The sequence below is a fragment of the Rhizobium sp. CFBP 13644 genome, assembly GCF_014842165.1.
Lineage (GTDB): Bacteria > Pseudomonadota > Alphaproteobacteria > Rhizobiales > Rhizobiaceae > Agrobacterium > Agrobacterium tumefaciens_C.
The window spans coordinates 937,109-963,282 of record NZ_JACYVF010000001.1 but is presented as its reverse complement, the minus strand read 5'-3'; the positions used below and the strand labels follow the sequence as shown (position 1 = coordinate 963,282).

Annotated in this window: 25 protein-coding genes; 23 read left to right on the top strand and 2 right to left on the bottom strand. The window is 57.9% G+C overall.

What is annotated here, in order from left to right:
- Positions 1-22 precede the first annotated feature (22 nt).
- Both IFT53_RS04610 and lptC read right to left on the bottom strand, forming a co-directional pair.
- Entirely contained in the window at positions 23-595 is a 573-nt protein-coding gene (locus IFT53_RS04610) for an LptA/OstA family protein (protein ID WP_192063168.1), read from the bottom strand.
- Positions 596-608: 13 nt separating this feature from the next.
- Entirely contained in the window at positions 609-1,274 is a 666-nt protein-coding gene (lptC, locus tag IFT53_RS04605) for an LPS export ABC transporter periplasmic protein LptC (protein ID WP_192063169.1), read from the bottom strand.
- A gap of 239 nt (positions 1,275-1,513) precedes the next feature.
- Here lptC and sppA point away from each other — a divergent pair, with 239 nt between their 5' ends.
- From sppA to IFT53_RS04490, 23 genes are all read left to right on the top strand, one after another.
- Positions 1,514-2,467 (top strand): signal peptide peptidase SppA, encoded by a 954-nt coding sequence (gene sppA, locus IFT53_RS04600; protein ID WP_192063170.1) that lies wholly within the window; start codon positions 1,514-1,516, stop codon positions 2,465-2,467.
- A 2-nt stretch (positions 2,468-2,469) separates the two neighbouring features.
- Positions 2,470-2,799, top strand: coding sequence for an integration host factor subunit beta (locus tag IFT53_RS04595; RefSeq protein WP_269082219.1), 330 nt, complete (start codon positions 2,470-2,472; stop codon positions 2,797-2,799).
- 111 nt (positions 2,800-2,910) lie between these two features.
- Complete coding sequence (locus IFT53_RS04590; protein ID WP_042616208.1) at positions 2,911-3,261, top strand: LapA family protein; 351 nt, start codon at positions 2,911-2,913, stop codon at positions 3,259-3,261.
- 107 nt (positions 3,262-3,368) lie between these two features.
- The gene (locus IFT53_RS04585) at positions 3,369-4,541 is read left to right on the top strand and encodes a class I SAM-dependent methyltransferase (RefSeq protein ID WP_192063171.1); all 1,173 of its coding nucleotides are present in this window, start codon (positions 3,369-3,371) and stop codon (positions 4,539-4,541) included.
- Positions 4,538-5,398, top strand: a complete 861-nt coding sequence (locus IFT53_RS04580; RefSeq protein WP_192063172.1) for a TrmH family RNA methyltransferase — start codon at positions 4,538-4,540, stop codon at positions 5,396-5,398. The genes IFT53_RS04585 and IFT53_RS04580 overlap by 4 nt, the downstream gene beginning before the upstream one ends.
- Positions 5,395-5,892: a signal peptidase II gene (gene lspA, locus IFT53_RS04575; RefSeq protein ID WP_192063173.1), complete on the top strand. Its 498-nt coding sequence runs from the start codon at positions 5,395-5,397 to the stop codon at positions 5,890-5,892. The genes IFT53_RS04580 and lspA overlap by 4 nt, the downstream gene beginning before the upstream one ends.
- Before the next feature lie 56 nt (positions 5,893-5,948).
- Complete coding sequence (locus IFT53_RS04570) at positions 5,949-8,201, top strand: hybrid sensor histidine kinase/response regulator (protein WP_192063174.1); 2,253 nt, start codon at positions 5,949-5,951, stop codon at positions 8,199-8,201.
- A gap of 99 nt (positions 8,202-8,300) precedes the next feature.
- On the top strand, positions 8,301-9,182 hold the full coding sequence (locus IFT53_RS04565) for a GNAT family N-acetyltransferase (RefSeq protein WP_042616390.1): 882 nt from the start codon (positions 8,301-8,303) through the stop codon (positions 9,180-9,182).
- A 171-nt stretch (positions 9,183-9,353) separates the two neighbouring features.
- The gene (mutS, locus tag IFT53_RS04560; RefSeq protein ID WP_192063816.1) at positions 9,354-12,005 is read left to right on the top strand and encodes a DNA mismatch repair protein MutS; all 2,652 of its coding nucleotides are present in this window, start codon (positions 9,354-9,356) and stop codon (positions 12,003-12,005) included.
- Between the two features lie 85 nt (positions 12,006-12,090).
- Positions 12,091-14,919, top strand: coding sequence for a [protein-PII] uridylyltransferase (locus IFT53_RS04555; protein ID WP_192063175.1), 2,829 nt, complete (start codon positions 12,091-12,093; stop codon positions 14,917-14,919).
- Positions 14,920-14,926: 7 nt separating this feature from the next.
- A complete protein-coding gene (gene murJ, locus IFT53_RS04550) occupies positions 14,927-16,516 on the top strand; it encodes a murein biosynthesis integral membrane protein MurJ (protein ID WP_192063176.1) in 1,590 nt (529 codons plus the stop codon).
- On the top strand, positions 16,516-16,923 hold the full coding sequence (locus IFT53_RS04545) for a VOC family protein (RefSeq protein ID WP_192063177.1): 408 nt from the start codon (positions 16,516-16,518) through the stop codon (positions 16,921-16,923). Before murJ ends, IFT53_RS04545 begins: the two co-directional genes overlap by 1 nt.
- A 100-nt stretch (positions 16,924-17,023) precedes the next feature.
- Positions 17,024-18,088, top strand: a complete 1,065-nt coding sequence (trpS, locus tag IFT53_RS04540) for a tryptophan--tRNA ligase (RefSeq protein WP_192063178.1) — start codon at positions 17,024-17,026, stop codon at positions 18,086-18,088.
- A gap of 110 nt (positions 18,089-18,198) precedes the next feature.
- The gene (locus tag IFT53_RS04535; protein ID WP_042616218.1) at positions 18,199-18,690 is read left to right on the top strand and encodes a universal stress protein; all 492 of its coding nucleotides are present in this window, start codon (positions 18,199-18,201) and stop codon (positions 18,688-18,690) included.
- A gap of 145 nt (positions 18,691-18,835) precedes the next feature.
- Entirely contained in the window at positions 18,836-19,399 is a 564-nt protein-coding gene (locus tag IFT53_RS04530) for a NifU family protein (RefSeq protein WP_192063179.1), read from the top strand.
- An 18-nt stretch (positions 19,400-19,417) separates the two neighbouring features.
- Positions 19,418-20,086 (top strand): tRNA (adenosine(37)-N6)-threonylcarbamoyltransferase complex dimerization subunit type 1 TsaB, encoded by a 669-nt coding sequence (gene tsaB, locus IFT53_RS04525; protein WP_192063180.1) that lies wholly within the window; start codon positions 19,418-19,420, stop codon positions 20,084-20,086.
- Positions 20,087-20,125: 39 nt separating this feature from the next.
- The gene (locus IFT53_RS04520) at positions 20,126-20,620 is read left to right on the top strand and encodes a GNAT family N-acetyltransferase (protein ID WP_192063181.1); all 495 of its coding nucleotides are present in this window, start codon (positions 20,126-20,128) and stop codon (positions 20,618-20,620) included.
- A 66-nt stretch (positions 20,621-20,686) separates the two neighbouring features.
- Entirely contained in the window at positions 20,687-21,115 is a 429-nt protein-coding gene (locus IFT53_RS04515) for a Fur family transcriptional regulator (RefSeq protein ID WP_042616222.1), read from the top strand.
- A gap of 30 nt (positions 21,116-21,145) precedes the next feature.
- Entirely contained in the window at positions 21,146-21,946 is an 801-nt protein-coding gene (locus tag IFT53_RS04510; protein WP_192063182.1) for a lysophospholipid acyltransferase family protein, read from the top strand.
- A gap of 50 nt (positions 21,947-21,996) precedes the next feature.
- On the top strand, positions 21,997-23,394 hold the full coding sequence (gene miaB, locus IFT53_RS04505; protein ID WP_192063183.1) for a tRNA (N6-isopentenyl adenosine(37)-C2)-methylthiotransferase MiaB: 1,398 nt from the start codon (positions 21,997-21,999) through the stop codon (positions 23,392-23,394).
- A 46-nt stretch (positions 23,395-23,440) separates the two neighbouring features.
- The gene (locus IFT53_RS04500; RefSeq protein WP_192063184.1) at positions 23,441-24,496 is read left to right on the top strand and encodes a PhoH family protein; all 1,056 of its coding nucleotides are present in this window, start codon (positions 23,441-23,443) and stop codon (positions 24,494-24,496) included.
- A gap of 8 nt (positions 24,497-24,504) precedes the next feature.
- Positions 24,505-25,011, top strand: coding sequence for an rRNA maturation RNase YbeY (gene ybeY, locus IFT53_RS04495; protein WP_192063185.1), 507 nt, complete (start codon positions 24,505-24,507; stop codon positions 25,009-25,011).
- A 17-nt stretch (positions 25,012-25,028) separates the two neighbouring features.
- Positions 25,029-26,165 carry a hemolysin family protein gene (locus tag IFT53_RS04490; protein WP_042616227.1) on the top strand — a complete coding sequence of 379 codons (1,137 nt, stop codon included), beginning with the start codon at positions 25,029-25,031 and terminating at the stop codon, positions 26,163-26,165.
- Positions 26,166-26,174 lie beyond the last annotated feature (9 nt).

Sequence of the window (26,174 nt, the reverse complement as noted above, 5' to 3'; positions counted from 1 at the left end):
CTGGATTTTCACGGGGTAAAGACTACTGCTTTTTCTGTGATTTGGGATCGAGCATAATTCGAACCGGTCCGCCACAGCTTTCCAGCTTCGCTTCGCCTGTGTTCATCAGCACCGTCAGCTTGCAGCCGGTGAAGACGTTCGTGTCCTGCGACAGAACCACCTGCTTGCCCGAGAGAATGAAGGTCTGCGCTGCCATGTCGAACTCGCCCTTGTCGGCAGTCGCCTTTTGTGTGCCAGACGTCAGGTATACGGAGTTGTCGACGAAAATCTTGTCGATATCTGCACCACCGCTGGTGATGGAAGAGCTTGCAGCAGCGCCCTCTGACTGGCTCTTGTAGAGCACGGTCATCTTGCCGGCTTGCAGGGTCGTCGTTCCCTGCACAACCTTAACATTGCCGGTGAAATAAGCCTTGCGCTCCTGGTCCCGAACTTCAAGCTGATCGCTTTCGATGGCGATTGGCTGATCGTTGGAAAGCTTCAGGCCTTCCATGTTGGTCGCGGTCTGTGCGGCTGCGGTGCCAGCAAGGCATGAAAGAGCAACGGCTGCGAAGCAGGCAACGTTGGTGTAGCGGGTTGTGCGCAAAATCTGCATCATTTGTGTCGGGCTCTCACTTGCCGGCGTTCTGAATGGTCGATGCAGCTATACGAGCTCGTACCTGCCCCGTAAATGTAATCGTTTTACCATTATCTGCAATGCGTAAACTTTCCGCATTGATCGACCCTTCCTTGGTCTTGATGGCGACGGGTTTGTCCGTTTCCATCGTTCCGGCCTTCAGGTCGACATTTGCAGACTGGAATTTCGCTTGTAATCCATTGCTCAGATTGATGTCAAAGGGGGCCGTCATCTGCAACCGGTTCGTTGCGCGATCAAACAGGCCTTCCTGCGCCACCACCTGCGCCACGATGTCATTCATCGGCACTGCCGCCAGCACTTTTTCAAGCGTCATGAGGTTAGGGCTGGCAATATCCTGCAGCGCCCTTTCGGCATTCATCGAATAGTCGAAGCCCTGATTGTTGCGGCCTGCAAGGGCTGGCTTCTCCATGACGATCTTGCCGTCCTCGACCTTCGAGCTTTCAAGCGTCACCTCGTCCGGCACCCAGGTGCGGATCAGCGAAACCGCAATGAAGGACAGCGATATGATGGCCGCACCGAGCGGAAGAATGACCTTGAGCCTTCGCACCCGCGCAGAGTGGCGCACCGCCTTGATATAGGCGTTCTGCTGTCCGTGGGACAGCGCAAGGCTGGGGCTGGGTTGGCTTAGTCGCTCAAGCATTCTAAAGGATCCGGGGGTCGCTACGTCGCATCATCAGGTTGAAGCGACCTTACTCACTCTAACATTGGGTCTGGCGCGAGGCCATGCCCTGCCAATATGGTTTTTCTCTGCAGTATCGCAAGGGTTACGTTATTTTTCTCAAAAGGATGCTTTCCCGTTTGTTTCCTTGCAAGAGGTGGCTACAAGGCTCATATGGCGAAGTTGAAGCGCTGTGGCGAGTGTTGGGCGAAAGGAAGCACATGGATCAGATGGCAATCGCAGACCGCAGACAATTGCGGCGCAAGCTGACCTTCTGGCGCGTTGCTGCCGTTTTCCTTCTCGTGGTCGGTGCCTTTGCACTCTATCGTTTCGCCCTGACACCACCGCAGCAGAGCGCCCGCCCGCACCTTGCGCGCATCGAGATTACAGGCCTGATCCAGGACGATACCGAGTTGCTGGAGCGGCTGAAAAAGATTGAAGAGAGCGACAGCGCCAAGGGACTGATCGTTTCCATCTCCTCGCCCGGCGGCACGACCTATGGCGGCGAGCGCATTTTCAAGGCGATCCGCGCCATCGCCGACAAGAAGCCGGTCGTTTCGGATGTACGCACTCTGGCCGCCTCCGCTGGCTATATGATTGCGGCGGCTGGCGATACGATCATCGCGGGTGATACGTCGATCACCGGCTCCATCGGCGTCATCTTCCAATATCCGCAGGTCGGACCATTGCTTGAAAAGCTTGGCGTGTCGCTGCAGGAAATTAAATCCTCGCCGATGAAGGCCGAGCCATCACCCTTCCATGAACCACCGGAAGAATCCAAGACCATGATCCGCAACATGGTTATGGACAGCTATGGCTGGTTCGTCGATCTGGTGGCCGACCGCCGCAAGCTGCCGCGCGATGAGGTTTTGAAGCTTGCGGATGGCTCAATCTTCACCGGACGACAGGCCCTTGCCGTCAAACTCATCGACACACTTGGCGGGGAAAAGGAAATTCGCGCCTATTTCGATGGTCGCGATATTGCCAAGGATCTGCCCATCGTCGAATGGACAGCGCCTTCGCAGCGTTCGCCATTGGCGCTCTTCAGCATCGCTGGCCTTGCAAAAATGCTGGGCTATGATGAATTTCTGCCATTTAACGTGCCGCGCCAACTGGGAGCCGACAAGTTGTTTCTTGACGGTCTTGTCTCTGTTTGGCAGGTTAGAGAACGTTAAAAATCCAATCCTTTCAGGGGGCAACCGTGATTAAGTCTGAACTGGTGCAGATCGTGGCTGCGCACAACCCGCACCTTTACCATCGCGACGTCGAAAATATCGTCAACGCCGTTCTGGATGAAATCACGGATGCGCTCGCTGCCGGCAACCGCGTGGAGCTTCGCGGCTTCGGCGCTTTTTCCGTCAAGAACCGCCCTTCACGCTCAGGCCGCAACCCGCGCACAGGTGAATCGGTTTTCGTTGAGGAAAAGTGGGTTCCATTCTTCAAGACCGGCAAGGAACTGCGTGAGCGGCTCAATCCGGGCATGAGCGACGTCGAAGACGAAGACTGAGACCAAGCTTGCGGTGCAAGTGTTGAACAACGGTTGCGACTGGGCGTTTAGCCTCCTATGTGACGCCCATAGCGGTTTGTCTGAAGGCCCCTAAAGACGGAGTATCGTTGGATGCCCAAAAAGATCATCAACCTTCTGGTTCTCGTGCCGCTCGCCATCATTCTGGTGGTTTTGTGTGTGGCCAACCGGCAATCTGTGACGCTGGCGCTCAATCCCTTCAAAACGGATGATGCGCTGATGTCATTTTCGGCTCCGTTTTTCGTGTTCATCTTCCTGTCGCTTATTCTGGGTGTGGTGCTGGGTTCTCTGGTCACCTGGTTTTCTCAGGGCAAGTACCGCAAGCGGGCGCGCACCGAAGCCAAGGAAGCTGTGCGCTGGCACGATGAGGCCAATCGCCAGAAGGCGGCTGCCAATGCGGTTGTTGTCAGCGCCCCAACCAGCGCGCAGATCGCCGCCAAGTAAAATTCCGCGTGAAGCGATACGGGTTTCAGCCGCAGCCCTTTGATAATGGCGCGCCTTGATGATATTCGCTGTCGCATGAGATGCGGTCAGACCTGGAAAGAACCCCGTTGAAGAAAAAAGAAAACCGCCCGGGCGCCAAGCAGCGCGCGGGGCAGGAACCTCGAAACAAAAGTGCTGCCAAGCCCGGTCGGCCCAAAAATGCCGAGACGAGGACGCGCACGCCTGATTACGTTCGCTCGGCCGGAGCCCCGCCGGTGAAGGCTGGTCCAAGGGACGCGCCCAAGGATGCCGCAAAGGCGAAGGCCAGACCGCAGGCGAACGAGGCTGAACAGGTTCCGCCGCGTCCCCTGAAGGACCGCACCGGGGCTTTGCCCGCCGAAAATGTTCCCGTTATTCTGGAATCGCTTGGCGCAGGTGATTTTCACCTGATCGACAGCGGCAATGCGCTTAAGCTCGAGCAATATGGCCAATACCGGATCGTGCGGCCGGAAGCGCAGGCCTTGTGGCGACCAACCTTGCCCCAGCGTGTGTGGGATAATGCCGATTCCATCTTCTCCGGTGATACTGATGAGGACGGCATGGGACGCTGGCGCTTTCCAAAGGAGCCGCTCGGTGAGACATGGCCGCTTTCGCTACTCGGTGTGAATTTTCTGGGCCGCTTTACCGCCTTCCGCCATGTCGGCGTCTTCCCGGAACAGATCGTTCACTGGGAATGGCTGAAGGCTAAGATTGAAGCATCTGACCGGCCGCTCAAGGTGCTCAACCTGTTTGGATATACCGGTGTTGCCTCGCTGGTGGCGGCTGCTGCCGGTGCGGAGGTCACCCATGTGGATGCCTCCAAGAAGGCGATTGGCTGGGCGCGTGAAAATCAGGCGCTGGCGGGGCTCGAAAACGCACCGATCCGCTGGATCTGCGAAGATGCGATGAAGTTTATTCTGCGCGAAGAACGGCGCGGCAACACCTACGACATCATTCTCACCGATCCGCCGAAATTCGGTCGCGGAACCCATGGCGAGATCTGGGAACTGTTCGACCACCTCCCGCTGATGCTGGATGTGTGCCGCGAAATTCTGTCGCCAAATGCTTTGGGCCTTGTGCTGACCGCCTATTCCATCCGCGCCAGTTTCTATTCCATGCATGAACTGATGCGCGAAACCATGCGCGGCGCGGGCGGTGAAGTCTCCTCCGGCGAACTCGTGATCCGCGAAGCTGGCCTTGATGGCAAGACGCAAGGGCGCGCCCTTTCCACCTCACTCTTTAGCCGTTGGGTGCCAAAATGAACGATGAGCGCCGTGAAAACAGACCGGGCCGGGTAGGGCAGGTCAAGGAGGTCACCAGCCTCTCCAATCCCATTATTAAGGACATCAAGAACCTGACCCAAAAAAAGGGGCGGGAAGAAACTGGCACCTTCATGGCCGAAGGTCTGAAGCTGGTGATCGATGCGCTGGAACTGGGCTGGACGATCCGCACGCTGGTTTACGCAAAGAATGCCAAGGGCAAGGCGCTGGTCGAGCAGGTCGCGACAAAGACCGTCGCCTCCGGCGGCCTCGTGCTTGAGGTCACCGAAAAGATCCTGTCTTCAATCACCCGTCGCGACAATCCGCAGATGGTGGTGGGGATTTTCGATCAGAAATGGACTGACCTCAGGGATATCCAGCCGGAAAGCGGCCAGACCTATATCGCGCTGGATCGAGTACGCGATCCCGGCAATCTCGGCACTATCATCCGCACGGCTGATGCGGCAGGCGCTTCCGGCGTGATCCTGATAGGCGATTGCACCGATCCGTTTTCGCTGGAAACAGTGCGCGCCACCATGGGCTCGGTCTTTGCGATTTCGGTGGCGCATGCAACCGTCGAGGAATTTCTGAGCTGGAAGAAATCAGCCGGTGTCAGCGTGGTGGCGACCCATCTGGCTGGTTCAGTTGATTACAGAACCATCGATTATAAAAAGAAGCCGACGGTGCTTTTGATGGGCAATGAGCAGGGCGGCCTGCCGCCGGAGCTTGCCTCGAAAGCAGATCAGCTGGCGCGCATCCCCCAGCAGGGCCGTGCCGATTCGCTCAATCTGGCGATTGCGACCGGTGTCATGCTGTTTGAAGCTCGCCGCCACCTTCTCGAACTTGCACCGGTGACATGATGGAAATAACAAAGCCCGCTTTGTTCTCAAGACTGGTTCCGGCTGTGTCGCTGATTGTTATCGCGCTGATCCTTGATCAGGTCATCAAGATTATGGTCGAAACCTATCTCCCATTGCAGGAGATGGTGCCTGTGATGCCGTTTCTGGCGCTATACCGCACCTATAATCTCGGCGTTGCCTTCTCGATGCTGGCCGACATGGAAGGCTGGTTCATCGTCACCATGCGGCTTGTCATCGTTGGCTTCGTGATTTGGCTTTGGCGCAAGACTGACGCCGACCGCACCTTTGCCCATCTCGGTTTCGCGCTGATCATTGCAGGCGCAGCGGGCAATATCTTTGACCGTTTTCTCTATGGCCACGTGATCGATTATATCCTGTTTCACACGCAGACATGGTCCTTTGCTGTGTTCAATCTGGCGGACTCTTTCATCACCATCGGCGCTGGCTGCGTTATTCTGGATGAAATTCTTCACGCCCGGGCGAAGAAAAGCTAAAACTTTAATCTTCCTGCCAAGCCAATCCAAACAGCTTCCATGTTAGCACCGTTTGCATGAGCGAATTGGCGATACTGAAAGACCGGCTTTCCGAAACATTCGCTTCCGTTGAGGCGGATGAGGGACTGACCATAGCGTCGGCCGTTCCCGCCCGTGCGGAACGTCTGAGATCACCCCTTTATATCCGGTTGCTCCGCGCCATGACGCTGTTCACAGCCGGTTGCGGTTTTGCGTTCGCAAGCGCCGTCTATCTCGGCGGCAACGCTGCGCTTTACATGGCGGCGGTCTCGGTTGCGATCTGCGTGTTCTGCGCCGTCTACATGATGGTCCGCTCTTCCATGCTGCGCCAGGCATCCATGCAGCACGCCAATCTCCTCGATGCGCGCCACCGCCAGAACGCTGCCTTGATGGCGGAAATCCATGAGGCGATGGGCGATATTGTCGTGACACGCGATATGGACCGGCGCATCGTCAACGCCAATGCCGCCTTTTGCGAAATGACCGGCTGCGCGGAACCCTACGGTAAGACCTGTGAGGAAATCGGCATCGCATTTCGCCCCGGTGGAAAAGCCCATTGTTATGATGTGGAAATAGCCACGCCCTACGGCCAGCGTATCTTCACTTGGCATGATGTGGTGGCCAATGATCCGGCCAGCAGCCGTCTGGTCATTTCCAGCCTTGCCCGGGATGTGACCGATGAGCGCGCAGCGCTCAGAACCCGCGAAGACGCAAGATTGCGGGCTGAAAACGCCAATGCCGCCAAGGGACGGCTTCTGGCCACTGTCAGCCATGAAATTCGCCTGCCATTATCGGGCATTCTCGGCATGAACCATCTGCTGTCGCAAACGAAGCTGACGCAGGAGCAGCGCAATTATCTGGATGGCATGCGCCAATCGGGCCAATCATTGGTGCAACTGGTCGAAGACCTGCTTGATTTTTCCACCATGGAGGCCGGGCGCTTCAGGCTCAATCCGAGAGCGGAAAACCTGCGCCAGTTGATCGAGAGTGTGGTGGAAATGCTGGCTCACCGCGCCCATGAAAAAGGCATCGAGATCGCCTCCATCATCGCGGCAGACGTGCCGGATTGCCTCGATTTCGATCCCGCGCGGCTGCGCCAGGTGCTGTTCAATCTCATCGGAAATGCGGTGAAGTTTACGACCAAAGGCGGCGTGCTGGTGCGCGCCTCGATGAGCGGCGAAACGCTGTCCATTGCGGTGCAGGATACCGGCCCCGGCATCGGCAAGGCGGAACAGGCGCGCATTTTTGGAGAGTTCGAACAGGCGGGCTCCAGAGCTCAGAAAAATGCTGGCACGGGCCTGGGCCTTGCCATATCCGCTCGCATTATCAGAGAGTTTGGCGGCGCACTGACGGTGGAGAGCAGGAAGGGTGAAGGCAGCGTCTTTACCGCCACATTCAAGCCCGCCTCTGCACCCGTGCTCGATATGGCACCCAGCCGCGCGGCGGCGCTTGCCAGATCCAACGTTCTTTTGCTTGCGCCAGCAGGCGTTGCCGCTGTCGCGACAGCGGATGTGATACGGGCGTTGGGAGGCACCTGCACTTTGCTCTCGACACCACGGCAGTTGAAGGCGCACAGGCTGCAAGCGTCTGGTGAGCTTGCCGACATTACCGACATCATCATCGACCACCGTGTGGCCGTGTCGTTCCGCGAGGCTTTGAAAAACTGGCCGTCGAGACCTGATCGGCCCGTGCGCCAGATCCTGCTCGTCAATCCGGAGGAGCGCGCCGCCCAGCCCAAGGAAGATTTCGATGCCTGGTTGATCCGTCCGCTGCGGGAAAAGTCTCTGGTCGATGTTCTCTGTGGTCGCCTGCGTGGTGTGGAGCGACGCGATGCCATCAATGACAACCAGCATCCGGGCTTCGGCTTCTCATCCGCGCTCGATAAAACATCCTACGAGCTTGATGTGCTGGTGGCCGAGGACGATCCCGTCAACGCCCGTATTCTGCGGGCTGTGCTGGAAAAATCCGGCTGCCGCGTGCGCATGGTCAGCGATTTCGAAGCCCTGACCAATGTTTTGACCAGAGAAAGCGCGTCTTTGCCCGATCTTATCATTTCCGATCTTCACATGCCCTTTGGTGATGGGCTGGAGGTGCTGCCGCGCCTCAGTGCATCCTTGAACACTCAAAAGCGCTTGCCCATCATGGTGCTGAGCGGCGATACGACGCCGGATACACAATCATTTTTGCTAGGCGCGGGCATCAGTGCCGTGCTTGCCAAACCGGTGGAACCCAAGCGCCTGGTCGAAGAAGTGCTGCGACTGTTTCCACAAAATCGCACTGGTGTTTTTTAAGCCGGAACTGTTGCCTGTTACGCGGCTAACTGTCACTGTTTTGTCGTCAAGAAGTGATTTATGACAGCCAGAACAAACACGGTGGTGGGGCGATTCTCCATGGTCACGGAAATTCTTGAACACGACATTCGCGAACGCAATGTCATCGGAAATATCGGGCCGGTTTCGCCACCGCGCAACGACGACGTCTTCGGGCGCATTGGTCCGCTGGAGACCCGGCTTGCTCGAAACGAACGCGAGATCGATGCGGCGCAACATGTTCGCTTCCGGGTCTTTGTGGAGGAAATGGGTGCGCGACTTCCGGCGGACGCCATGCGCCGTAACCGTGATATCGATGCGTTCGACGCGGTGTGTGACCACCTTCTGGTGCTGGACAATTCGATAGAGGGTGATCCGGAAGACCAGATCGTCGGAACCTACCGGCTGCTGCGCCAGGAAACGGCCTTTGCCTATAATGGTTTTTACTCGGCCAGCGAATTCGATATCGAAGGCCTGATCGCCCGCCATCCGGGCAAACGCTTCATGGAGCTGGGGCGCTCCTGCGTGCTGCCGCAATATCGCACCAAGAGAACCGTTGAATTGCTGTGGCAAGGTAACTGGGCCTATGCCGTTCGCCACCGCATGGACGCGATGATCGGCTGCGCATCCTTTCCCGGTGTCCAGCCGGAAGCCCACGCGCTGGCGCTGTCCTTCCTGCACCACACCTGCGGTGCCAAGGGTGATTGGGCGGCGCAGGCGCTGCCGGAGCTTTACCGCGAGATGGATATGATGCCGGTTGAAGCGATCAATCCGCGCAAGGCGCTTGTGGGCATGCCACCGCTCATCAAGGGTTACATGCGCCTTGGTGCCATGTTCGGCTCCGGTGCCGTGGTCGACCATGCCTTCAACACGACGGATGTTCTCGTCATCCTGCCTGTTTCATCGATTGCGGGTCGCTACATCAATTATTACGGCGGCGAAGCCTATCGCTTCAACGGGTAAGATTTGAACCTTCCTGTGGGCAGGCGGCTTGAACGTGTTGTGGTGAAGGGGTGGGACCGCTAGTCTCTGCGCTCGTTTCCCCTAGACAACAGCGATATTGTAAAGCCATTGACGGACGTTCATTCCACCGCCTCGCTCGTTTCACCGGAAAGCCGCGCCTCGGCTACGCCGATGATGGAGCAATATATCGAGATCAAGGCGAACAACCCCGGTTCGCTGCTGTTCTACCGAATGGGCGATTTCTACGAGTTGTTCTTCGATGATGCGGCGGAAGCGTCGCGCGCGCTCGGCATCACGCTGACAAAACGCGGCCAGCATCTGGGCCAAGATATCCCCATGTGCGGCGTGCCCGTGCATGCAGCCGATGATTATCTGCAAAAGCTCATCCTGCGCGGCTACCGCGTGGCCGTGTGCGAGCAGACGGAAGATCCGGCAGAAGCCAAGAAGCGTGGCTCGAAATCCGTGGTGCGCCGAGATGTGGTGCGTTTGGTGACGCCGGGAACACTGACGGAAGAAAAGCTGCTTTCGCCGGAGGAATCAAACTATCTGATGGCGCTTGCGCGGATCAGGGGCAGTTCCGAGGCGCAGTTTGCGCTGGCGTGGATTGATATTTCCACTGGCGTCTTTCGTCTGGCCGAGACAACGCTGACGCGGCTTCTGGCCGATATCTGGCGAATCGATCCGCGCGAACTGATCGTTGCCGACAGCCTGTTTCACGATGAAGAGCTGAAGGCCGTCTTCGATGTGCTGGGCCGTGTGGCCGTGCCGCAGCCCGCAGTTCTGTTTGATAGTGCCACGGCGGAAGGCCGGGTTGCCCGCTATTTCGGCGTGACAACACTGGATGGTTTCGGCACCTTTTCCCGCGTCGAGATGGCGGCGGCGGCCGCTGCCGTGGCCTATGTCGAGAAAACCCAGATTGCCGAGCGCCCGCCTCTGGCCGCGCCTGAGCGGGAAAGTGCAGCCTCCACGCTCTTCATCGACCCCGCTACACGCGCCAATCTGGAGCTGACCAAGACGCTGTCGGGCGACCGGGACGGTTCTCTGCTTCACGCCATCAACCGCACGGTGACCGGTGGCGGTGCGCGTTTGCTTGCGGAAAGGCTGATGTCGCCGCTGACGGATGCCGACAAGATCAACGCACGCTTGGATGCCATCGGCTATCTGCTGGATGATATCTCGTTGTCTGATGGTTTGCGTGAGGCGCTGAAACAGGTGGCCGACATGCCGCGCGCGCTGTCGCGGCTGGCGCTTGATCGCGGTGGGCCGCGGGATCTTGGTGCCATCAGGCTGGGCCTGTCTGCCGCAGCCAATGTTGCCGACCTCCTCGATCAGGGCTTGCTGCCGGATGAGCTGGCAGAGGCGCTTGCTGCGCTGAAGGCACTTCCGGTGCCGCTTGAGGGCATGTTGAGCGCCATGCTTGCCGATGAGTTGCCATTGCTGAAACGCGATGGCGGTTTCGTGCGGGAGGGTTCCAACAGCGAACTGGACGATATCAGGGCGCTGCGCGACCAGTCCCGCCGCGTCATTGCCGGGCTGCAACTGCAATATGCCGAAGAGACCGGCATCAAGTCGCTGAAGATCAAGCACAACAATGTGCTGGGATATTTCATCGAGGTGACGGCGGGCAATGCCGATGTGATGATGACGGGCGACGAAGCCAAGGCGCGCTTCATCCACCGCCAGACCATGGCAGGCGCGATGCGCTTCACCACCACCGAACTTGCCGATCTGGAAAGCCGCATTGCCAATGCCGCCTCGCAGGCGCTGGCCATCGAATTGCAGGCCTTCGAGCAGATGGTGCAGGCCGTGGTGTCCAATGCGGAGGCCATCAAGGCAGGCGCTTTGGCGCTGGCCAGGATCGACGTGGCCACAAGTCTTGCGCATCTGGCCGCCGAACAGGCCTATTGCCGCCCCGTTGTCGATGGCTCGATGATGTTCGATATCACGGGCGGACGCCACCCGGTGGTGGAACAGGCTCTGCGCCGCCAGTCTTCGGGGCCTTTCATCGCCAATCATTGCGATCTTTCGGCTGTGAACGGCAATCGCAACGGCGCGATCTGGCTGCTGACCGGCCCGAATATGGGCGGTAAATCAACCTTCCTGCGCCAAAATGCGTTGATTGCTATTCTGGCCCAGATCGGCTCCTTCGTTCCGGCGGAAGCGGCGCATATCGGCATTGTCGACCGCCTGTTTTCCCGTGTGGGTGCGTCAGATGACCTTGCGCGCGGCCGCTCCACCTTCATGGTGGAAATGGTCGAAACGGCTGCCATTCTCAACCAGGCCACAGACCGCTCGCTGGTTATTCTCGATGAGATCGGGCGCGGAACGGCAACCTTTGATGGCTTGTCCATCGCATGGGCGGCAGTGGAGCATCTGCATGAGGTGAACCGTTGCCGTGGGTTGTTTGCCACCCATTTCCATGAATTGACGGTGCTGTCTGAAAAGCTCGGTCGTCTGTCCAATGCGACCATGAAAGTGCGCGAGTGGGAAGGTGACGTGATCTTTCTGCACGAGGTTGGCCCCGGTGCGGCCGATCGCTCCTACGGTATTCAGGTGGCAAAGCTTGCCGGCCTTCCGGCGTCGGTTGTCGAGCGGGCGCGGGCGGTTCTCAACCAGCTTGAAGATGCAGACCGTAAGAACCCGGCAAGCCAGTTGATTGATGATCTGCCGCTGTTTCAGATTGCCGTGCGGCGCGAGGAAAGCCGCAGCAACGGCAATTCCAAGGTGGATGAGGCGCTGAAGGCGCTCAACCCGGATGAGATGACCCCCCGTGAGGCGCTGGACGCGCTTTATGCGCTCAAGAAACAACTTGGCAAGGCTTGAGCCTTAGAATGCTGTCCATCACGCCTAAAAATCGCTATAGGCCTATGCCGAATGCATAGACCGGATGAAATGGATATCGGCATCAATGGCCATGAAAGACCTGGATTTCTCATCGATACTGGATGTTGATGCGCTGAAGCGGGAATGCCAACGCGTCTTTCAGGGCGATGGGCAGCGCGTTTCCGATGTGCGCGCCGACCTGTTGCCGATCTTCAAGAAAGCCAGTGCGCAAGGCCGCGAAAAAGCGCGTGAATTGCTTGATACGGAAGGCGGCGGTATCGATTGCGCGCGCCGGATTTCATGGCTTCAGGACCGCTTGATCGAAGTGCTGTTTGACCTTGCCTGTGAGCATGTCTACCCCAATGATGCGTGCCAGATCGCAATCACCGCCGTTGGCGGCTATGGCCGTGGAACGCTGGCTCCGGGCTCCGATATCGACCTTCTGTTCCTGTTGCCCTCCAAAAACACACCTGAAATGACCAAGGCTATAGAGTTCGTTCTCTATATTCTGTGGGATATCGGCTTCAAGGTTGGCCACGCCACGCGCACGGTGGATGAGTGCATTCGCCTGTCCAAGGCCGATATGACGATCCGCACCGCCATTCTCGAAATGCGCGCCATCTGCGGCAAGCAATCGCTGGCCGATGAGCTGGAGCGGCGTTTCGAAACTGAAGTCGCGGCCAGCAGCGGGCCGGAATTCATTGCCGCAAAGCTTGCCGAGCGCGACCAGCGCCACCGCAAGGCAGGCGATACGCGCTATCTGGTCGAGCCGAATGTGAAGGAAGGCAAGGGCGGCTTGCGCGACCTGCACACGCTGTTCTGGATTGCCAAATATTACTATCACGTCCGCGACACGGCAGAACTCGTCAAGCTGGGCGTCATTTCAAAGCGTGAGCTAAAACTCTTCGAAAAGGCCGATGACTTTCTCTGGACCGTGCGCTGCCAGATGCATTTCATCACCGGCAAGGCGGAAGAGCGCCTGTCATTCGACATTCAGCGTGAGATTTCAGCCGCGCTGAATTACCAGCCGCGCCCCGGTCTGTCGGCGGTTGAACGCTTCATGAAGCACTACTTCCTTGTGGCGAAGGACGTGGGAGACCTGACCCGCATTCTGTGTGCGGCACTGGAAGACAGGCAGGCCAAGGATGTGCCCGGCCTTTCGGGCGTCTTCAGCCGCTTTGCCCATCGGCTGCGCAAGATCCCCGGTTCCGATGAGTTCGTGGAAGATCGTGGCCGCATTGCGCTGGCCAATGCCGATGTGTTTCGCAACGATCCTGTCAGCATCATCAGGCTGTTCCATGTGGCGGATATCAACAATCTGGAACTACACCCCGACGCCTTGCGTGTCGTGACCCGTTCCATGGCCTTGATCAACCATGAACTGCGCGAAAGCGAAGAGGCAAACCGCCTGTTTCTGTCCATCCTGACATCGAGGCGGGACCCGGCGCTGACCCTGCGCCGGATGAACGAGGCGGGCGTTCTGGGCAAGTTCATGCCGGAATTCGGCAAGATCGTCGCGATGATGCAGTTCAACATGTATCACCACTATACGGTGGATGAGCATCTGATCCGCTCAGTGGCCGTGCTGTCGGAAATCGAAAAGGGGCATGCGGTCGATACCCACCCGCTCGTCAACCAGCTGATGCCGGCGATTGAAGACCGCGAGGTGCTCTATGTGGCTGTGTTGCTGCATGATGTGGCCAAGGGTCGGCAGGAGGATCACTCCATTGCCGGTGCGCGGGTGGCGCGCAAGCTTTGCCAGCGCTTCCGCCTTTCCAGCAAGCAGACCGAAACGGTGGTCTGGCTCATCGAGCAGCATCTGCTGATGTCGATGGTGGCGCAGACACGTGACTTGCACGACCGCAAGACGATCACCGACTTTTCCGACAAGGTGCAATCGATGGAGCGGCTCAAAATGCTGCTGATCCTCACCGTTTGCGATATCAGGGCCGTGGGGCCTGATGTGTGGAACGGCTGGAAGGGCCAGCTTTTGCGCACACTCTATTATGAAACCGAGCTGTTGCTGTCAGGTGGCTTTTCGGAAACATCGCGCAAGGAGCGCGCCAAGGTCGCCCGCCAGGCGCTTTACGATTCGCTGACCGATTGGGGCCAGAAGGCACGGCGCAAATATACCGGCCTGCATTATGAGCCCTACCTTCTGTCTGTCGATCTTGACGACCAGATCCGCCACACGCGCTTTCTGCGCGAGACCGACAAGCAGGAAAAAGCACTGTCGACCATGGTGCGGACCCACTCGTTCCACGCCATCACCGAAATCACCGTTCTGGCTCCCGACCATCCACGCCTTCTGTCCATCATAACAGGGGCCTGTGCCGCTGCCGGTGCCAACATTGCCGATGCGCAGATCTTCACCACCTCGGATGGGCGTGCGCTTGATACGATCCTCATCAACCGCGAATTCCCCATCGATGAGGATGAGACCCGCCGCGCCAACACGATCGGCAAGATGATCGAAGAGGTTTTGGCCGGCAAGAAGCGCATTCCGGAAATCATCGCCACGCGCACCAAGAGCCGCAAGAAGAGCAAGACCTTCAACATTCCGCCCTCGGTCACCATCTCCAACGGCCTTTCCAACAAGTTTTCCGTGATCGAGGTGGAATGCCTCGACAGGCCCGGCTTGCTGGCGGATATGACGGCGGTTCTGGCCGATCTGTCGCTCGACATCACCTCTGCCCGCATCACCACCTTCGGCGAGAAGGTCATCGATACATTCTATGTGACCGATCTCTTCGGCCAGAAGGTGATGACCGACAACCGCCAGGCCAGCATCGCCTCACGTCTGAAAGCCGTGATGGCCGAGCAGGAAGACGAACTGCGCGACCGTATGCCATCGGGCATCATCGCCCATCCCGATGTCGCGGCTCTGCCCGCTGCACGCACCGCGAAGGCTTGACGACACAATGGGACTGATCGCGAAATTCGCAACCGTCGGCTTTGCCACACTCGGTAGCCGGCTATTTGGCTTCGGGCGTGAAATGCTGATGGCCGCAGCCGTGGGCACGGGGCCGGTGGCGGATGCCTTCAATGCGGCATTCCGTTTTCCCAACACGTTCCGTCGTCTCTTTGCCGAGGGCGCCTTCAACTCCGCTTTCGTGCCACTCTTTGCCAAGGAAATCGAAGCAAACGGCATGGAGGGCGCAAAGCGCTTTTCGGAGGAGGTTTTCGGCGTTCTCTTTACCGTGCTGATGGTGCTGACGATCCTCATGGAAGTGTCGATGCCCTTCATCGTGCGCACAGTGATTGCGCCGGGCTTTGTCGATGATCCCACGAAATTCGATAACACCGTTCGCCTTGCAACGATCATGTTCCCCTATCTCGCCTGCATGTCGCTGGCGGCGATGATGGGCGGCATGCTGAACTCGCTGCACCGTTATTTCGCGGCGGCCATTGCGCCTGTTTTCCTCAATATCATTCTTATCGGCGTGCTGGGTTTTGCCTGGTGGAAGAATTATGACCCGTTGCAGGTGGGCTTCGCGCTCTCCTGGGGCGTTATGGCGGCTGGTTTCGTGCAATTGGCCATCGTCTGGATTGCGGTGCGTAACGCCGGTATCAAGATCGGCTTTCGGCGTCCGCGCATGACCGGCAACGTAAAGCGCCTGCTGGTGCTGGCCTTTCCCGCCGCGATCACCGGCGGCATCACGCAGATCAACCTGTTGATCAACACCAACATCGCTTCTGGCAAGGACGGCGTCATCTCGTCAATGGCCTATGCGGACCGCATCTATCAGCTGCCATTGGGTGTGGTCGGCATTGCCGTGGCAACGGTGCTGCTGCCGGAGCTTGCCCGCGCACTGCGCGGGGGACATCAGGTAGAAGCGGCCAATCTGCAAAACCGCTCCGTCGAATTCGTGATGTTCCTGACGCTTCCTGCCGCCGCTGCCCTGCTGGTCATGGCTGAGCCCATCGTGCGCTTCCTCTATGAGCGCGGTAACTTCTCCGCATCCGCAACAGGAACCGTGGCTGAAATCCTCGGGATCTATGGCCTTGGCCTTCCCGCCTTCGTGCTGATCAAGGCCTTCATTCCGGGCTTCTTCGCCCGTGAAGACACCCGTACACCGATGATCTTTGCTGCCATCTCGGTTGCCGTGAATGTCTCGATGGCGCTTACCCTGTTTCCGACCTATGGCGGCCCTGGAATTGCGACAGCTGAAATCACCGCTGGCTGGGTGAATGCGGCTCTGCTGTTCGGCATGCTTCTGTGGCGCGGCCATTGGAAAGTCGACCTTCCGCTTTTGACCCGCATTCCCCGGCTTCTGATTGCCGCGGGACTCATGGCCTTGGCCATCCACTACGCGCTTGCCTATTTCGCATTCGAGCTGTCATCCGCCGCTTCCATACCGGTCAGAGCCGGAACGCTTCTCGGCCTCGTTTTTGTAGCCGCAGTCCTTTATTTCGGACTAGCATTTCTCTCAGGCGGCGCAAGCCTTGGCATGGTCAAGCGGGGATTAAAGCGAAAACCAAAGGCCGTGGTCGAAGACAAGGAGACTTGATGGCCAGTTTTGTGTCGTCCAGACATCTCGCCCTCGTAACGCTTGTCGTTGATGACTACGACAGGGCGAAGGCTTTCTATTGCGATCTCCTGGGCTTCGACTGCGTGTCCGATGAGCCGCTTCCCGACGCAAAGCGTTGGGTTGTGGTGACGCCGAGGGCAAGCCTTGGGTTTGGGTTGCTGCTGGCGCAGGCCGATGGTCCACAACAAGACGCCGCCATCGGCAACCAGACGGGCGGGCGTGTCGGCTTCTTTCTACACACCGATGATTTTGCGGGCGATTTTGCGCTCATGACGGCAAGGGGCATCCAGTTTCTGGAGGAGCCACGCCACGAGGTATATGGCTCTGTGGCCGTCTTCGTCGATATCTACGGCAACAAATGGGATCTGTTGCAGCCAGCGCGCTGAATTCACCGAAACTCCTTGATTACAGGCTGTTGCGGGTGCATAAGCGCGGCCAATTTGAAACATGAGGCAAGGCCCTCCACAAGCCTTTTCGAGGACGATCATGAACGCATTCAAGCCTTTGGTTTTCTCAGGCGTGCAGCCAACCGGAAATCTCCATCTCGGCAACTATCTCGGCGCGATCCGCAAATTTGTGGCGCTGCAGGAAGACAATGACTGCATCTATTGCGTTGTCGATATGCACGCGATTACCGCACAATTGGTCCACAGCGACCTGAAGGCGCAGACGCGCTCGATTGCGGCGGCTTTCATTGCTTCGGGTATCGATCCGGTCAAGCATATCGTCTTCAACCAGTCTGCCGTTCCGCAGCATGCGGAACTTGCCTGGGTGTTCAACTGTGTAGCGCGCATCGGCTGGATGGAGCGCATGACGCAGTTCAAGGACAAGTCCGGCAAGAATGCCGAACAGGTCTCGCTCGGCCTGCTGGCCTATCCAAGCCTGATGGCTGCTGACATTCTGGTCTATCGCGCAACCCACGTTCCTGTCGGCGACGACCAGAAGCAGCATCTGGAACTGGCTCGCGACATTGCCCAGAAGTTCAACATCGATTTTGGCGCCAACATCAAAAATGCGAACCTCGGCATCGACATCACCGTCGGTAACGAGCCGGTCCACGCCTATTTCCCAATGGTTGAGCCGCTGATCGGTGGACCGGCCCCGCGTGTCATGTCGTTGAAGGACGGCACGAAGAAAATGTCGAAGTCTGACCCGTCTGACCTGTCGCGCATCAATCTGATGGATGATGTCGATACGCTGTCGCGCAAGATCAAGAAGGCGAAGACGGACCCGGATGCCTTGCCGAGCGAAGTCGAGGGACTGAAGGGCCGTGCGGAGGCCGAAAACCTTGTCGGTATCTATGCAGCCCTCTCCGACAAGACGAAGGCTGAGGTGCTGACCGAATTTGGCGGGCAGCAATTCTCCGCCTTCAAGCCGGCGCTTGTCGATCTCGCGGTCAATGTTCTCGCTCCAATCAACAGCGAGATGCGCCGCCTTCTGGATGATGTCAGCCATATCGACGTGATCCTCAAGCAGGGTGGCGAACGGGCAGGGGTCATTGCGGAAAAGACGATGAATGAAGTGCGCGACATCATCGGTTTCCTTCGTTAATCGGCAAGAATTTCCTGTCTGTCGAAGCATTTTTAATCGCGGGAATTTGATATAAAGTCCGCCCGGGGCGTCGGGCGGCTTTGCCGTGACGGGGGAAACAGGAGTAGGCAATGGTATCGAAACGGCTTTCGCGTCTCGAAGGACACCGCCGGAAATTTCTGGTGGTCATCGACGGGACGCCAGAATGCGAAAAGGCCGTCCATTATGCCGGTCGCCGCGCAAAGAATTCCAACGGCGCTCTGGTGCTTCTCTATGTGATCCCGGAGGGTGATTTTCAGCAATGGCTGGGCGTGGAGCAGATCATGCGCGCCGAGGCACGTGAGGAAGCCGAGGCATCGCTGGCAAAAGTGGCGCAGAAGGTGCGCGAAAATGTCGGGCTGGAGCCCGAAGCCGTGATTCGCGAGGGTAGTGCGGCCGAACAGATCCACGGGCTGATCGAGGAAGACCGCGATATCGCCATCCTCGTTCTGGCATCAGGTTCAACAAAGGAAGGCCCAGGACCGCTAGTCTCGTCCATTGCCGGGCGTGGAACGGCGTTCCCCATTCCCGTCACGGTTCTGCCGGATAGTTTGACGGATGAGGAAATCGACGCGCTTTGCTGAGAAAGTGCCCGCCAGCCTGAAACAAGAGATGCTTATTTCTTGAATGGGTTTATCATGTCAGGACTTGAAGTCAGGCTTCGTCCGGCATACTTTGGAAGTATTCTAAATTCCGGGATGGCCAATGCTTGTCCCGTAGGAGATCGACATGTTCATTCAAACGGAATCCACACCGAACCCAGCCACCTTGAAGTTCCTTCCGGGCAAGGTTGTTCTTGAAAGCGGTACGGCGGAATTCCTGAATGCCGCGCAGGCGCAAACCTCCCCGCTGGCCTCGGTGCTGTTTGAAATTCCCGGCGTCACCGGCGTCTATTACGGCTTCGACTTCATCACCGTCAGCAAGGATGGTGCCGAGTGGCAGCATCTGAAGCCAGCGATCCTCGGTTCAATCATGGAGCACTTCATGTCCGGTCGCCCGTTGATGGGCACGGCGGTTGCGGCTGAGATTTCCGATGAGGAAGAAGAATTCTTCGAAGCTGGCGATGAGACCATTGTCGCCACGATCAAGGAACTGCTGGAAACTCGCGTCCGCCCTGCCGTTGCGCAGGATGGTGGCGATATCACCTTCCGCGGTTTTCGCGATGGAACCGTGTTCCTTAATATGAAGGGTGCATGCTCCGGTTGCCCGTCCTCCACGGCAACGCTGAAGCACGGTGTTCAGAACCTGCTGCGCCACTTCGTTCCTGAGGTGCAAGAGGTCGAGGCCGTCTAACCAGAAGCGGCTTTTCAGATGATCGTTCTTTCCATCGACACATCAGGTGTGGATTGCTCTGCCTGTCTTTATGACAGCGCTGGCGATGTCGTGCTTGGTGAATTGACCCAAAACATCGGCAAGGGCCATGCGGAGCTGCTGATGGGGATCATCAACGATGCTTTAGGCCAGGCGTCTCTGACGCTTGATGCCGTGGAAAAGATCGGCGTGACCATCGGGCCGGGTTCCTTTACCGGCATTCGCGTCGGTGTGGCGGCAGCACGTGGCTTCGCGCTGTCACTTGGCGTCGAGGCTTTAGGCGTAACGACGCTGGAAACACTGGCGGCCCGTCACCTGGAAGACAATCCCGGTCGGGCCGTGGCCGTTGGGCTCGATGCCAAGCGGAATGAGGTCTATCTCCAGATGTTTGATGTGAATGGGCAGCCCTTGAGCGATGCTGCCCTTCTGGGGCTGGATGAAGCAAAAGCAGTGCTTGCCGATTTCCAGGGCGATATCGTTGGTTCGGCCGCGCCGCTTTTTGCCGGTGGAGACGTCGGCTCCGGGCCTGATCATTTCGATATTGTGACAGCGGCCCGCATTGCAGCGCGCAAACCCCAAGGCATGCCCAAACCTGCGCCGCTTTATCTGCGCGGACCCGATGCCAAGCCGCAGACCGGATTTGCACTGGAACGTCGCCCGGGAGCCTGATACGGGCAACTCATGTGTGGACGCGGATGAAACCCTGACATGTTTGACGACTATCTCAGCTGGAAACCCTATTTCGAAATTTTGGGCATGGAGCACTCCGATTGTGCTGACGTGGCCTTGCTCCATCAGGAACGCTTCCCGCGTCCGTGGAGTGACGCGGAGTTCTCTGGCCTTCTCGGCCAATCCAGTGTTTTTGGCATGGTTGTGCGTCAGACCAATGCATTTTTCAGCAAGCCGCTCGGCGGTTTCGTTCTGTGCCGCGAGGCTGCAGGCGAGGCGGAAATCCTGACGCTTGCTGTCAGCGAGAAGTTCGGTCGTTCTGGCCTCGGCTGGCGGCTGATGCAGTCTGTCATGCGCGAAGCGATGATGCGCGGTGCAGAGACCATGTTTCTGGAGGTTGATGGTGGCAATGTCTCGGCCATCGGCCTTTACAGGAAGCTGGGCTTCAAAACGGTGGCCGAAAGACCGGCCTATTACACGGCAAAAGATGGGACAAAATCGACGGCGCTTGTCATGCAGTGTGATCTTCGCTAGTTCGTGTAAGGATTGAACGCAGCGCGTAAGCGCCATCCGAACGGAAGCATCTGAAAGCCAGACGACGTGATAGACCTTTCCAAAACCCTGGAAGAATTATGTGCCGAACGCGGTATGCGCATGACCGATCAGCGTCGTGTGATTGCCCGCGTGATCCAGGAAGCCGACGATCACCCTGATGTCGAGGAGCTCTATCGCCGCTCGTCAGCGGTCGATCCCCGCATTTCGATTTCCACAGTCTATCGCACCGTCAAACTGTTCGAAGATGCCGGCATTATCGAGCGGCATGACTTTCGTGATGGCCGCTCGCGCTATGAGACCATGCCGGAAGAGCATCACGATCATCTGATCGACCTCAAGCATGGCGTGGTAATCGAGTTTCACTCACCCGAGATTGAAGCGCTTCAGGAAAAGATCGCGCGTGAACACGGCTTCAAGCTGGTGGATCACCGGCTGGAGCTTTATGGCGTTCCTCTCAAGCCTGAAGAGCGCTAAAACCCGAGGGAACCACAAGCGAATGCAGCGATGAAGTGGTTGCGGCTTATTTACCTGATCGTCGTTCTGACGGTGGCCACGCTGTTTCTATTGCCGATTCAGCTGCTTGGCCTCTGCTTTGATTGGCCGATCAGGCGGCGCCTGCCAAGAACATGGCACAGGATCGCTTGTCACGCACTGGGCATCACGGTTCATACACACGGGTTTGTTGAGGCTTCAAAGCCGCTGCTTCTGGTGGTCAATCACGTCTCGTGGACAGATATCATGATACTGGGCAGCGTGGCCGATGTTGCCTTCATCGCAAAGACGGAAGTGCGGGATTGGCCGGTCTTCGGGCTTCTGGCACGGCTGCAGAAAACCATCTTCATCACGCGTGAGCAAAAACGCAGCGCCGGTGCGCAGGTCAACGAGATTGCCCAGCGCATGGCAGATGATGAAATCGTCGTTCTGTTTCCCGAGGGAACCACGTCTGATGGCAACAGGCTGTTGCCGATCAAGTCCTCCCTCTTCGGTGCGGCATCGAGCGCCGCCGAGCAGGTGCCGGGGCAGATGGTCCATGTGCAGCCGGTCGCTATCGCCTATACCGGCATCAACGGCATGGCGATGGGACGGTACCACCGCAGTGTTATCGCGTGGCCAGGAACGATCGGACTGATCCCGTCGCTTTTCGCTTTGATGAAAGCAGGCGCTATCGATGTCGATGTTTCCTTTGGAGAGACCATTGCCTTCCATCGCGGCGATAATCGCAAGATCTTGAGTGCGAGGACAACGGCGTCGCTGAGAGAGCTGCTGAATTTCAGTTTGCGCGGCGGCTGGCGAAAGTCTCGTTGATCTCGCATTTTTCTGTTTAATGTAGCGGTTAAAATCATTAGATAACGGCCATGACCCAGGACATGATCGGCCTTGAGGCCGCCCCAAACACGCATTTCGACGGTACCAACAGCCGAAAGGTCTTCATCAAGACCTATGGCTGTCAGATGAACGTTTATGATTCCGTGCGCATGAGCGATGCTCTGACCAAGGACGGTTACGAGCCGACCGAGGACATTGACGAGGCGGATCTGGTGCTTCTCAATACCTGTCATATCCGCGAAAGAGCGGCGGAGAAGGTCTATTCCGCGCTTGGCCGATTGCGCGATATGAAAAAATCACGCGAAGAGCAGGGCCGGGAATTCGTGATCGGCGTGGCCGGTTGCGTGGCCCAGGCGGAGGGCGAGGAAATTCTTCGCCGAGCACCTGCCGTGGATGTCGTGATCGGCCCACAGACCTATCACCGTCTGCCTGAGGCGCTTAGACGCGTGCGCGGTGGCGAGCGCGTGATCGAAACGGATTATGCGGTCGAGGACAAGTTCGAGCACCTGCCCGCGGCTGAACAGTCGAAGATCCGGGCGCGTGGCGTCACCGCCTTTTTGACCGTGCAGGAAGGCTGCGACAAGTTCTGTACCTTCTGCGTCGTGCCATACACGCGCGGATCGGAAGTCTCGCGGCCTGTGCAGCAGATCGTTGATGAAGCCAAGCGTCTGGCGGATTCCGGCGTGCGGGAAATCACGCTGCTTGGGCAAAACGTCAATGCATGGCGATCCGCAGGACCTGACGGTCAGCAATGGGGCCTTGCCGAACTTCTCTATCGGCTGGCCGAAATTCCGGGCATTGCCCGCCTCCGCTACACCACCAGCCATCCGCGGGACATGGATGAGCGACTGATCGAGGCGCATCGCGACCTGCGCATCCTGATGCCTTATCTGCATCTTCCCGTGCAATCCGGCTCGGATCGAATTCTCAAGGCCATGAACCGTCGCCATACGGGCGATGAGTATATTAGGCTTATCGAAAAGATTCGAGGCGCCCGCCCTGATATTGCCATGTCTGGAGACTTTATTGTCGGCTTCCCCGGCGAGACGGATCGTGATTTCGAAGACACGCTGGCCATGGTGGAAGAGGTAAAATACGCGCAGGCCTTCTCGTTCAAATATTCGACACGCCCCGGCACGCCGGGTGCGGATTTGACCGATCAGGTGGCTGAAGATGTGAAGTCCGAGAGGCTAGAGCGCCTTCAGGCATTGCTCTTGAAGCAACAGCATGAATTTGCCGGTTCGCTGGTCGGCAAAACCATGGATGTGCTGCTGGAAAAGCCGGGCCGGATGCCCGGTCAGTTGATCGGAAGATCTCCTTGGCTGCAATCTGTGAATCTTGATGCAAACGACATGAAAATCGGCGACATTATTCATGTACGAATCACCGCGACGGGTCCAAACAGCTTGTTTGCCGAGGTGGCATGAAGCTAGAGTGAGGGACCCACACTGATAAGAACGGGAGCCTGACCGCTTGAACGCAACCGAATTGGTATCACCCCCATCGCGCCAGCCACGCCCAGCCGCGACCGACGCCAATCACTTCGTCCTCACGTTCGAGAATAACAGGATAGCCGGAGAGCTATTCGGTCAGTTCGATCAGAACCTCAAATTGCTGGAACAGCGTTTGAACATCGACGCGCGCCCGCGCGGCAATTCGGTTGCCATCACGGGAGAGCTGGTGGCCACCAATCAGGCCCGGCGCGCACTGGATAGCCTTTACGAGCGCCTTCAGAAAGGCGGTACCGTTGAAGTGTCCGACGTCGAAGGTGCCATCCGCATGGCCATGGCAGCTGACGATCAGCTGACCCTGCCGACGATGGAGCGCAAGGCCAAGGTTTCCATGGCCCAGATTTCCACCCGCAAGAAGACCATCGCTGCCCGCACGCCGACGCAGGATGTCTATATGCGCGCGCTGGAACGGTCGGAGCTTGTCTTCGGTGTTGGCCCCGCAGGCACCGGCAAGACCTATCTGGCCGTGGCGCATGCGGCGCAATTGTTGGAACGCGGCGTTGTGGATCGTATCATCCTGTCCCGCCCGGCTGTTGAAGCCGGTGAGCGTCTGGGCTTTCTGCCCGGCGACATGAAGGAAAAGGTCGATCCCTATTTGCGCCCGCTTTATGACGCGCTTTACGACATGATGCCGGGTGACAAGGTGGAACGTGCCATTCAGGCGGGCGTCATCGAAATCGCGCCGCTTGCCTTCATGCGCGGACGCACACTCGCCAATGCGGTCGTCATTCTCGACGAAGCGCAGAACACGACGACGATGCAGATGAAGATGTTCCTCACGCGTCTGGGCGAAAACGGTCGCATGATCGTGACGGGCGACCCAAGCCAGGTGGACTTGCCACGCGGCATGAAATCCGGCCTCGTTGATGCCCTTCAGATTCTGACTGACGTCGAAGGTGTGTCTGTCGTTCGCTTCAAGGATGTCGACGTCGTTCGCCACCCGATGGTCGCACGCATCGTCCGCGCCTACGAAGCGCAGACCGCTGTACCGGATGAAAGCCTGCCGAGGGGCAACTGAAGCAAGACATGACGTCACTGGATATTCAGATCAGCGTCGAAGCTGAAAAATGGCCATCGGAAGAAGAGCTTTTTGCGTTCAGCAGCCGGGTTCTTGACCCGGCTGTGGAATTTTTGAGGGCCGAGGAAGAACAGCCGTTTCCGCCTGATACGACCGAGTTGTCGCTCGTCTTTACCGATGATGCGTCAATCCGCGAGATCAATGCGGAATGGCGTGACATGGACAAGCCGACCAATGTGCTGTCTTTTCCGGCCTATCCCCTGGAACCGGGGGACATGCCCGGGCCGATGCTGGGCGATATCATCATCGCTTTTGAGACCGTTGAGCGTGAAGCACGCGATCTCGAAAAGAGTTTCGATGATCATTTAACGCACCTTCTGGTCCATGGATTCCTTCATCTTTTCGGCTACGACCACATCGAAACCGAAGACGCGGAAGAAATGGAAGAGCTTGAGACTCGCATTTTGGCCAAGCTTGGTCTATCTGATCCTTATGCGGGCCAGGAACCGCTTTGATTTAACAGTTTGGGACCATGAGCGAACATTCGGCACGACCGCCCCTCGAGGGCAAAGACACCGGGGAACAATCCTCATCGGAGGAAGGCAGTAGTCCCTTACGTCAGGACTATCAGCCAAAGCCCAGGGCAAGCATCTGGTCTCGCATCTCGCGGCTCTTGAAGCCATCGCAGGGCGAGCGTCTTCGTGAAGACATCACCGATGCACTGATGACCGACACCGAAATCGGTGCCGCCTTTACGCCCGAAGAACGGGCGATGCTCAACAATATCCTGCGTTTCCGGGAAGTGCGCGTCGAAGACATCATGATCCCGCGTGTGGATATTGATGGGCTTGATCAGGACATGACCGTTGGTGAAGCGATGATCCTGTTTGAGGAAACCGGTCGCTCGCGCATGCCTGTCTATGATGAGACACTGGATAACCCCAAGGGCATGATCCATATCCGCGACTTGCTGGCCTTTATTGGCAAGCAGGCCCGCAACAAGCGCCGCGTCGGCTCGCGCGCCGTTGCAAATGAGGGCGCACGGGTTGCAAAGTCTCCCCGCTCGAATTTTGACCTTGCCCGTGTGGATTTGGAAAAGACGCTGGCCGACGCTGGTCTGGTGCGCAAAATTCTCTTCGTGCCATCATCCATGCTGGCCTCCACCTTGCTGAAGACCATGCAGGCCCAGCGCACACAGCTGGCATTGGTCATCGACGAATATGGCGGCACGGACGGTCTCGTGAGCCATGAAGATATTGTCGAGATGGTGATTGGCGACATTGACGACGAGCACGACAAGGACGAGACGATGTTCTCGCGCCTGTCGGATGGTGTGTTTATCGCCGATGCGCGCGCTGAGTTGACCGAGCTTGCCGAGGCCATAGGGCATGATTTCGACGTGCGTGAGCATATCGAGGAAATCGATACGCTGGGCGGGCTGATCTTCTTTGCGCTTGGCCGAATTCCGGTAAAGGGTGAGGTGGTCCGCGCGGTTCCCGGTTTCGAGTTCCACATCTTGGATGCCGATTCTCGCCGGATCAAGGGCGTTCGCATCGTGCGCAACCAGTCGTCCGAAGGTGAAGATGACCAGGCACCGGCCAATGCCGCAAGCCAGGTTGTGCTGTCTTTGCCATCACCGCAAAGCCGCTCTGACAATGCGAGCGTCTGATCGCAGGAT

Bases quoted from the DNA above. Each gene is read 5' to 3' on its own strand.
- lptC (WP_192063169.1), bottom strand. From the start codon at position 1,274: ATGCTTGAGCGACTAAGCCAACCCAGCCCCAGCCTTGCGCTGTCCCAC.
- IFT53_RS04530 (WP_192063179.1), top strand. From the start codon at position 18,836: ATGTTCATTCAAACGGAATCCACACCGAACCCAGCCACCTTGAAGTTC.
- IFT53_RS04510 (WP_192063182.1), top strand. From the start codon at position 21,146: ATGAAGTGGTTGCGGCTTATTTACCTGATCGTCGTTCTGACGGTGGCC.
- IFT53_RS04520 (WP_192063181.1), top strand. From the start codon at position 20,126: ATGTTTGACGACTATCTCAGCTGGAAACCCTATTTCGAAATTTTGGGC.
- IFT53_RS04590 (WP_042616208.1), top strand. From the start codon at position 2,911: ATGCCCAAAAAGATCATCAACCTTCTGGTTCTCGTGCCGCTCGCCATC.
- IFT53_RS04535 (WP_042616218.1), top strand. From the start codon at position 18,199: ATGGTATCGAAACGGCTTTCGCGTCTCGAAGGACACCGCCGGAAATTT.
- sppA (WP_192063170.1), top strand. From the start codon at position 1,514: ATGGATCAGATGGCAATCGCAGACCGCAGACAATTGCGGCGCAAGCTG.
- murJ (WP_192063176.1), top strand. From the start codon at position 14,927: ATGGGACTGATCGCGAAATTCGCAACCGTCGGCTTTGCCACACTCGGT.
- tsaB (WP_192063180.1), top strand. From the start codon at position 19,418: ATGATCGTTCTTTCCATCGACACATCAGGTGTGGATTGCTCTGCCTGT.
- mutS (WP_192063816.1), top strand. From the start codon at position 9,354: ATGATGGAGCAATATATCGAGATCAAGGCGAACAACCCCGGTTCGCTG.
- miaB (WP_192063183.1), top strand. From the start codon at position 21,997: ATGACCCAGGACATGATCGGCCTTGAGGCCGCCCCAAACACGCATTTC.
- lspA (WP_192063173.1), top strand. From the start codon at position 5,395: ATGATGGAAATAACAAAGCCCGCTTTGTTCTCAAGACTGGTTCCGGCT.
- IFT53_RS04545 (WP_192063177.1), top strand. From the start codon at position 16,516: ATGGCCAGTTTTGTGTCGTCCAGACATCTCGCCCTCGTAACGCTTGTC.
- IFT53_RS04565 (WP_042616390.1), top strand. From the start codon at position 8,301: ATGGTCACGGAAATTCTTGAACACGACATTCGCGAACGCAATGTCATC.
- IFT53_RS04610 (WP_192063168.1), bottom strand. From the start codon at position 595: ATGATGCAGATTTTGCGCACAACCCGCTACACCAACGTTGCCTGCTTC.
- IFT53_RS04580 (WP_192063172.1), top strand. From the start codon at position 4,538: ATGAACGATGAGCGCCGTGAAAACAGACCGGGCCGGGTAGGGCAGGTC.
- IFT53_RS04490 (WP_042616227.1), top strand. From the start codon at position 25,029: ATGAGCGAACATTCGGCACGACCGCCCCTCGAGGGCAAAGACACCGGG.
- IFT53_RS04555 (WP_192063175.1), top strand. From the start codon at position 12,091: ATGGCCATGAAAGACCTGGATTTCTCATCGATACTGGATGTTGATGCG.
- trpS (WP_192063178.1), top strand. From the start codon at position 17,024: ATGAACGCATTCAAGCCTTTGGTTTTCTCAGGCGTGCAGCCAACCGGA.
- ybeY (WP_192063185.1), top strand. From the start codon at position 24,505: ATGACGTCACTGGATATTCAGATCAGCGTCGAAGCTGAAAAATGGCCA.
- IFT53_RS04570 (WP_192063174.1), top strand. From the start codon at position 5,949: ATGAGCGAATTGGCGATACTGAAAGACCGGCTTTCCGAAACATTCGCT.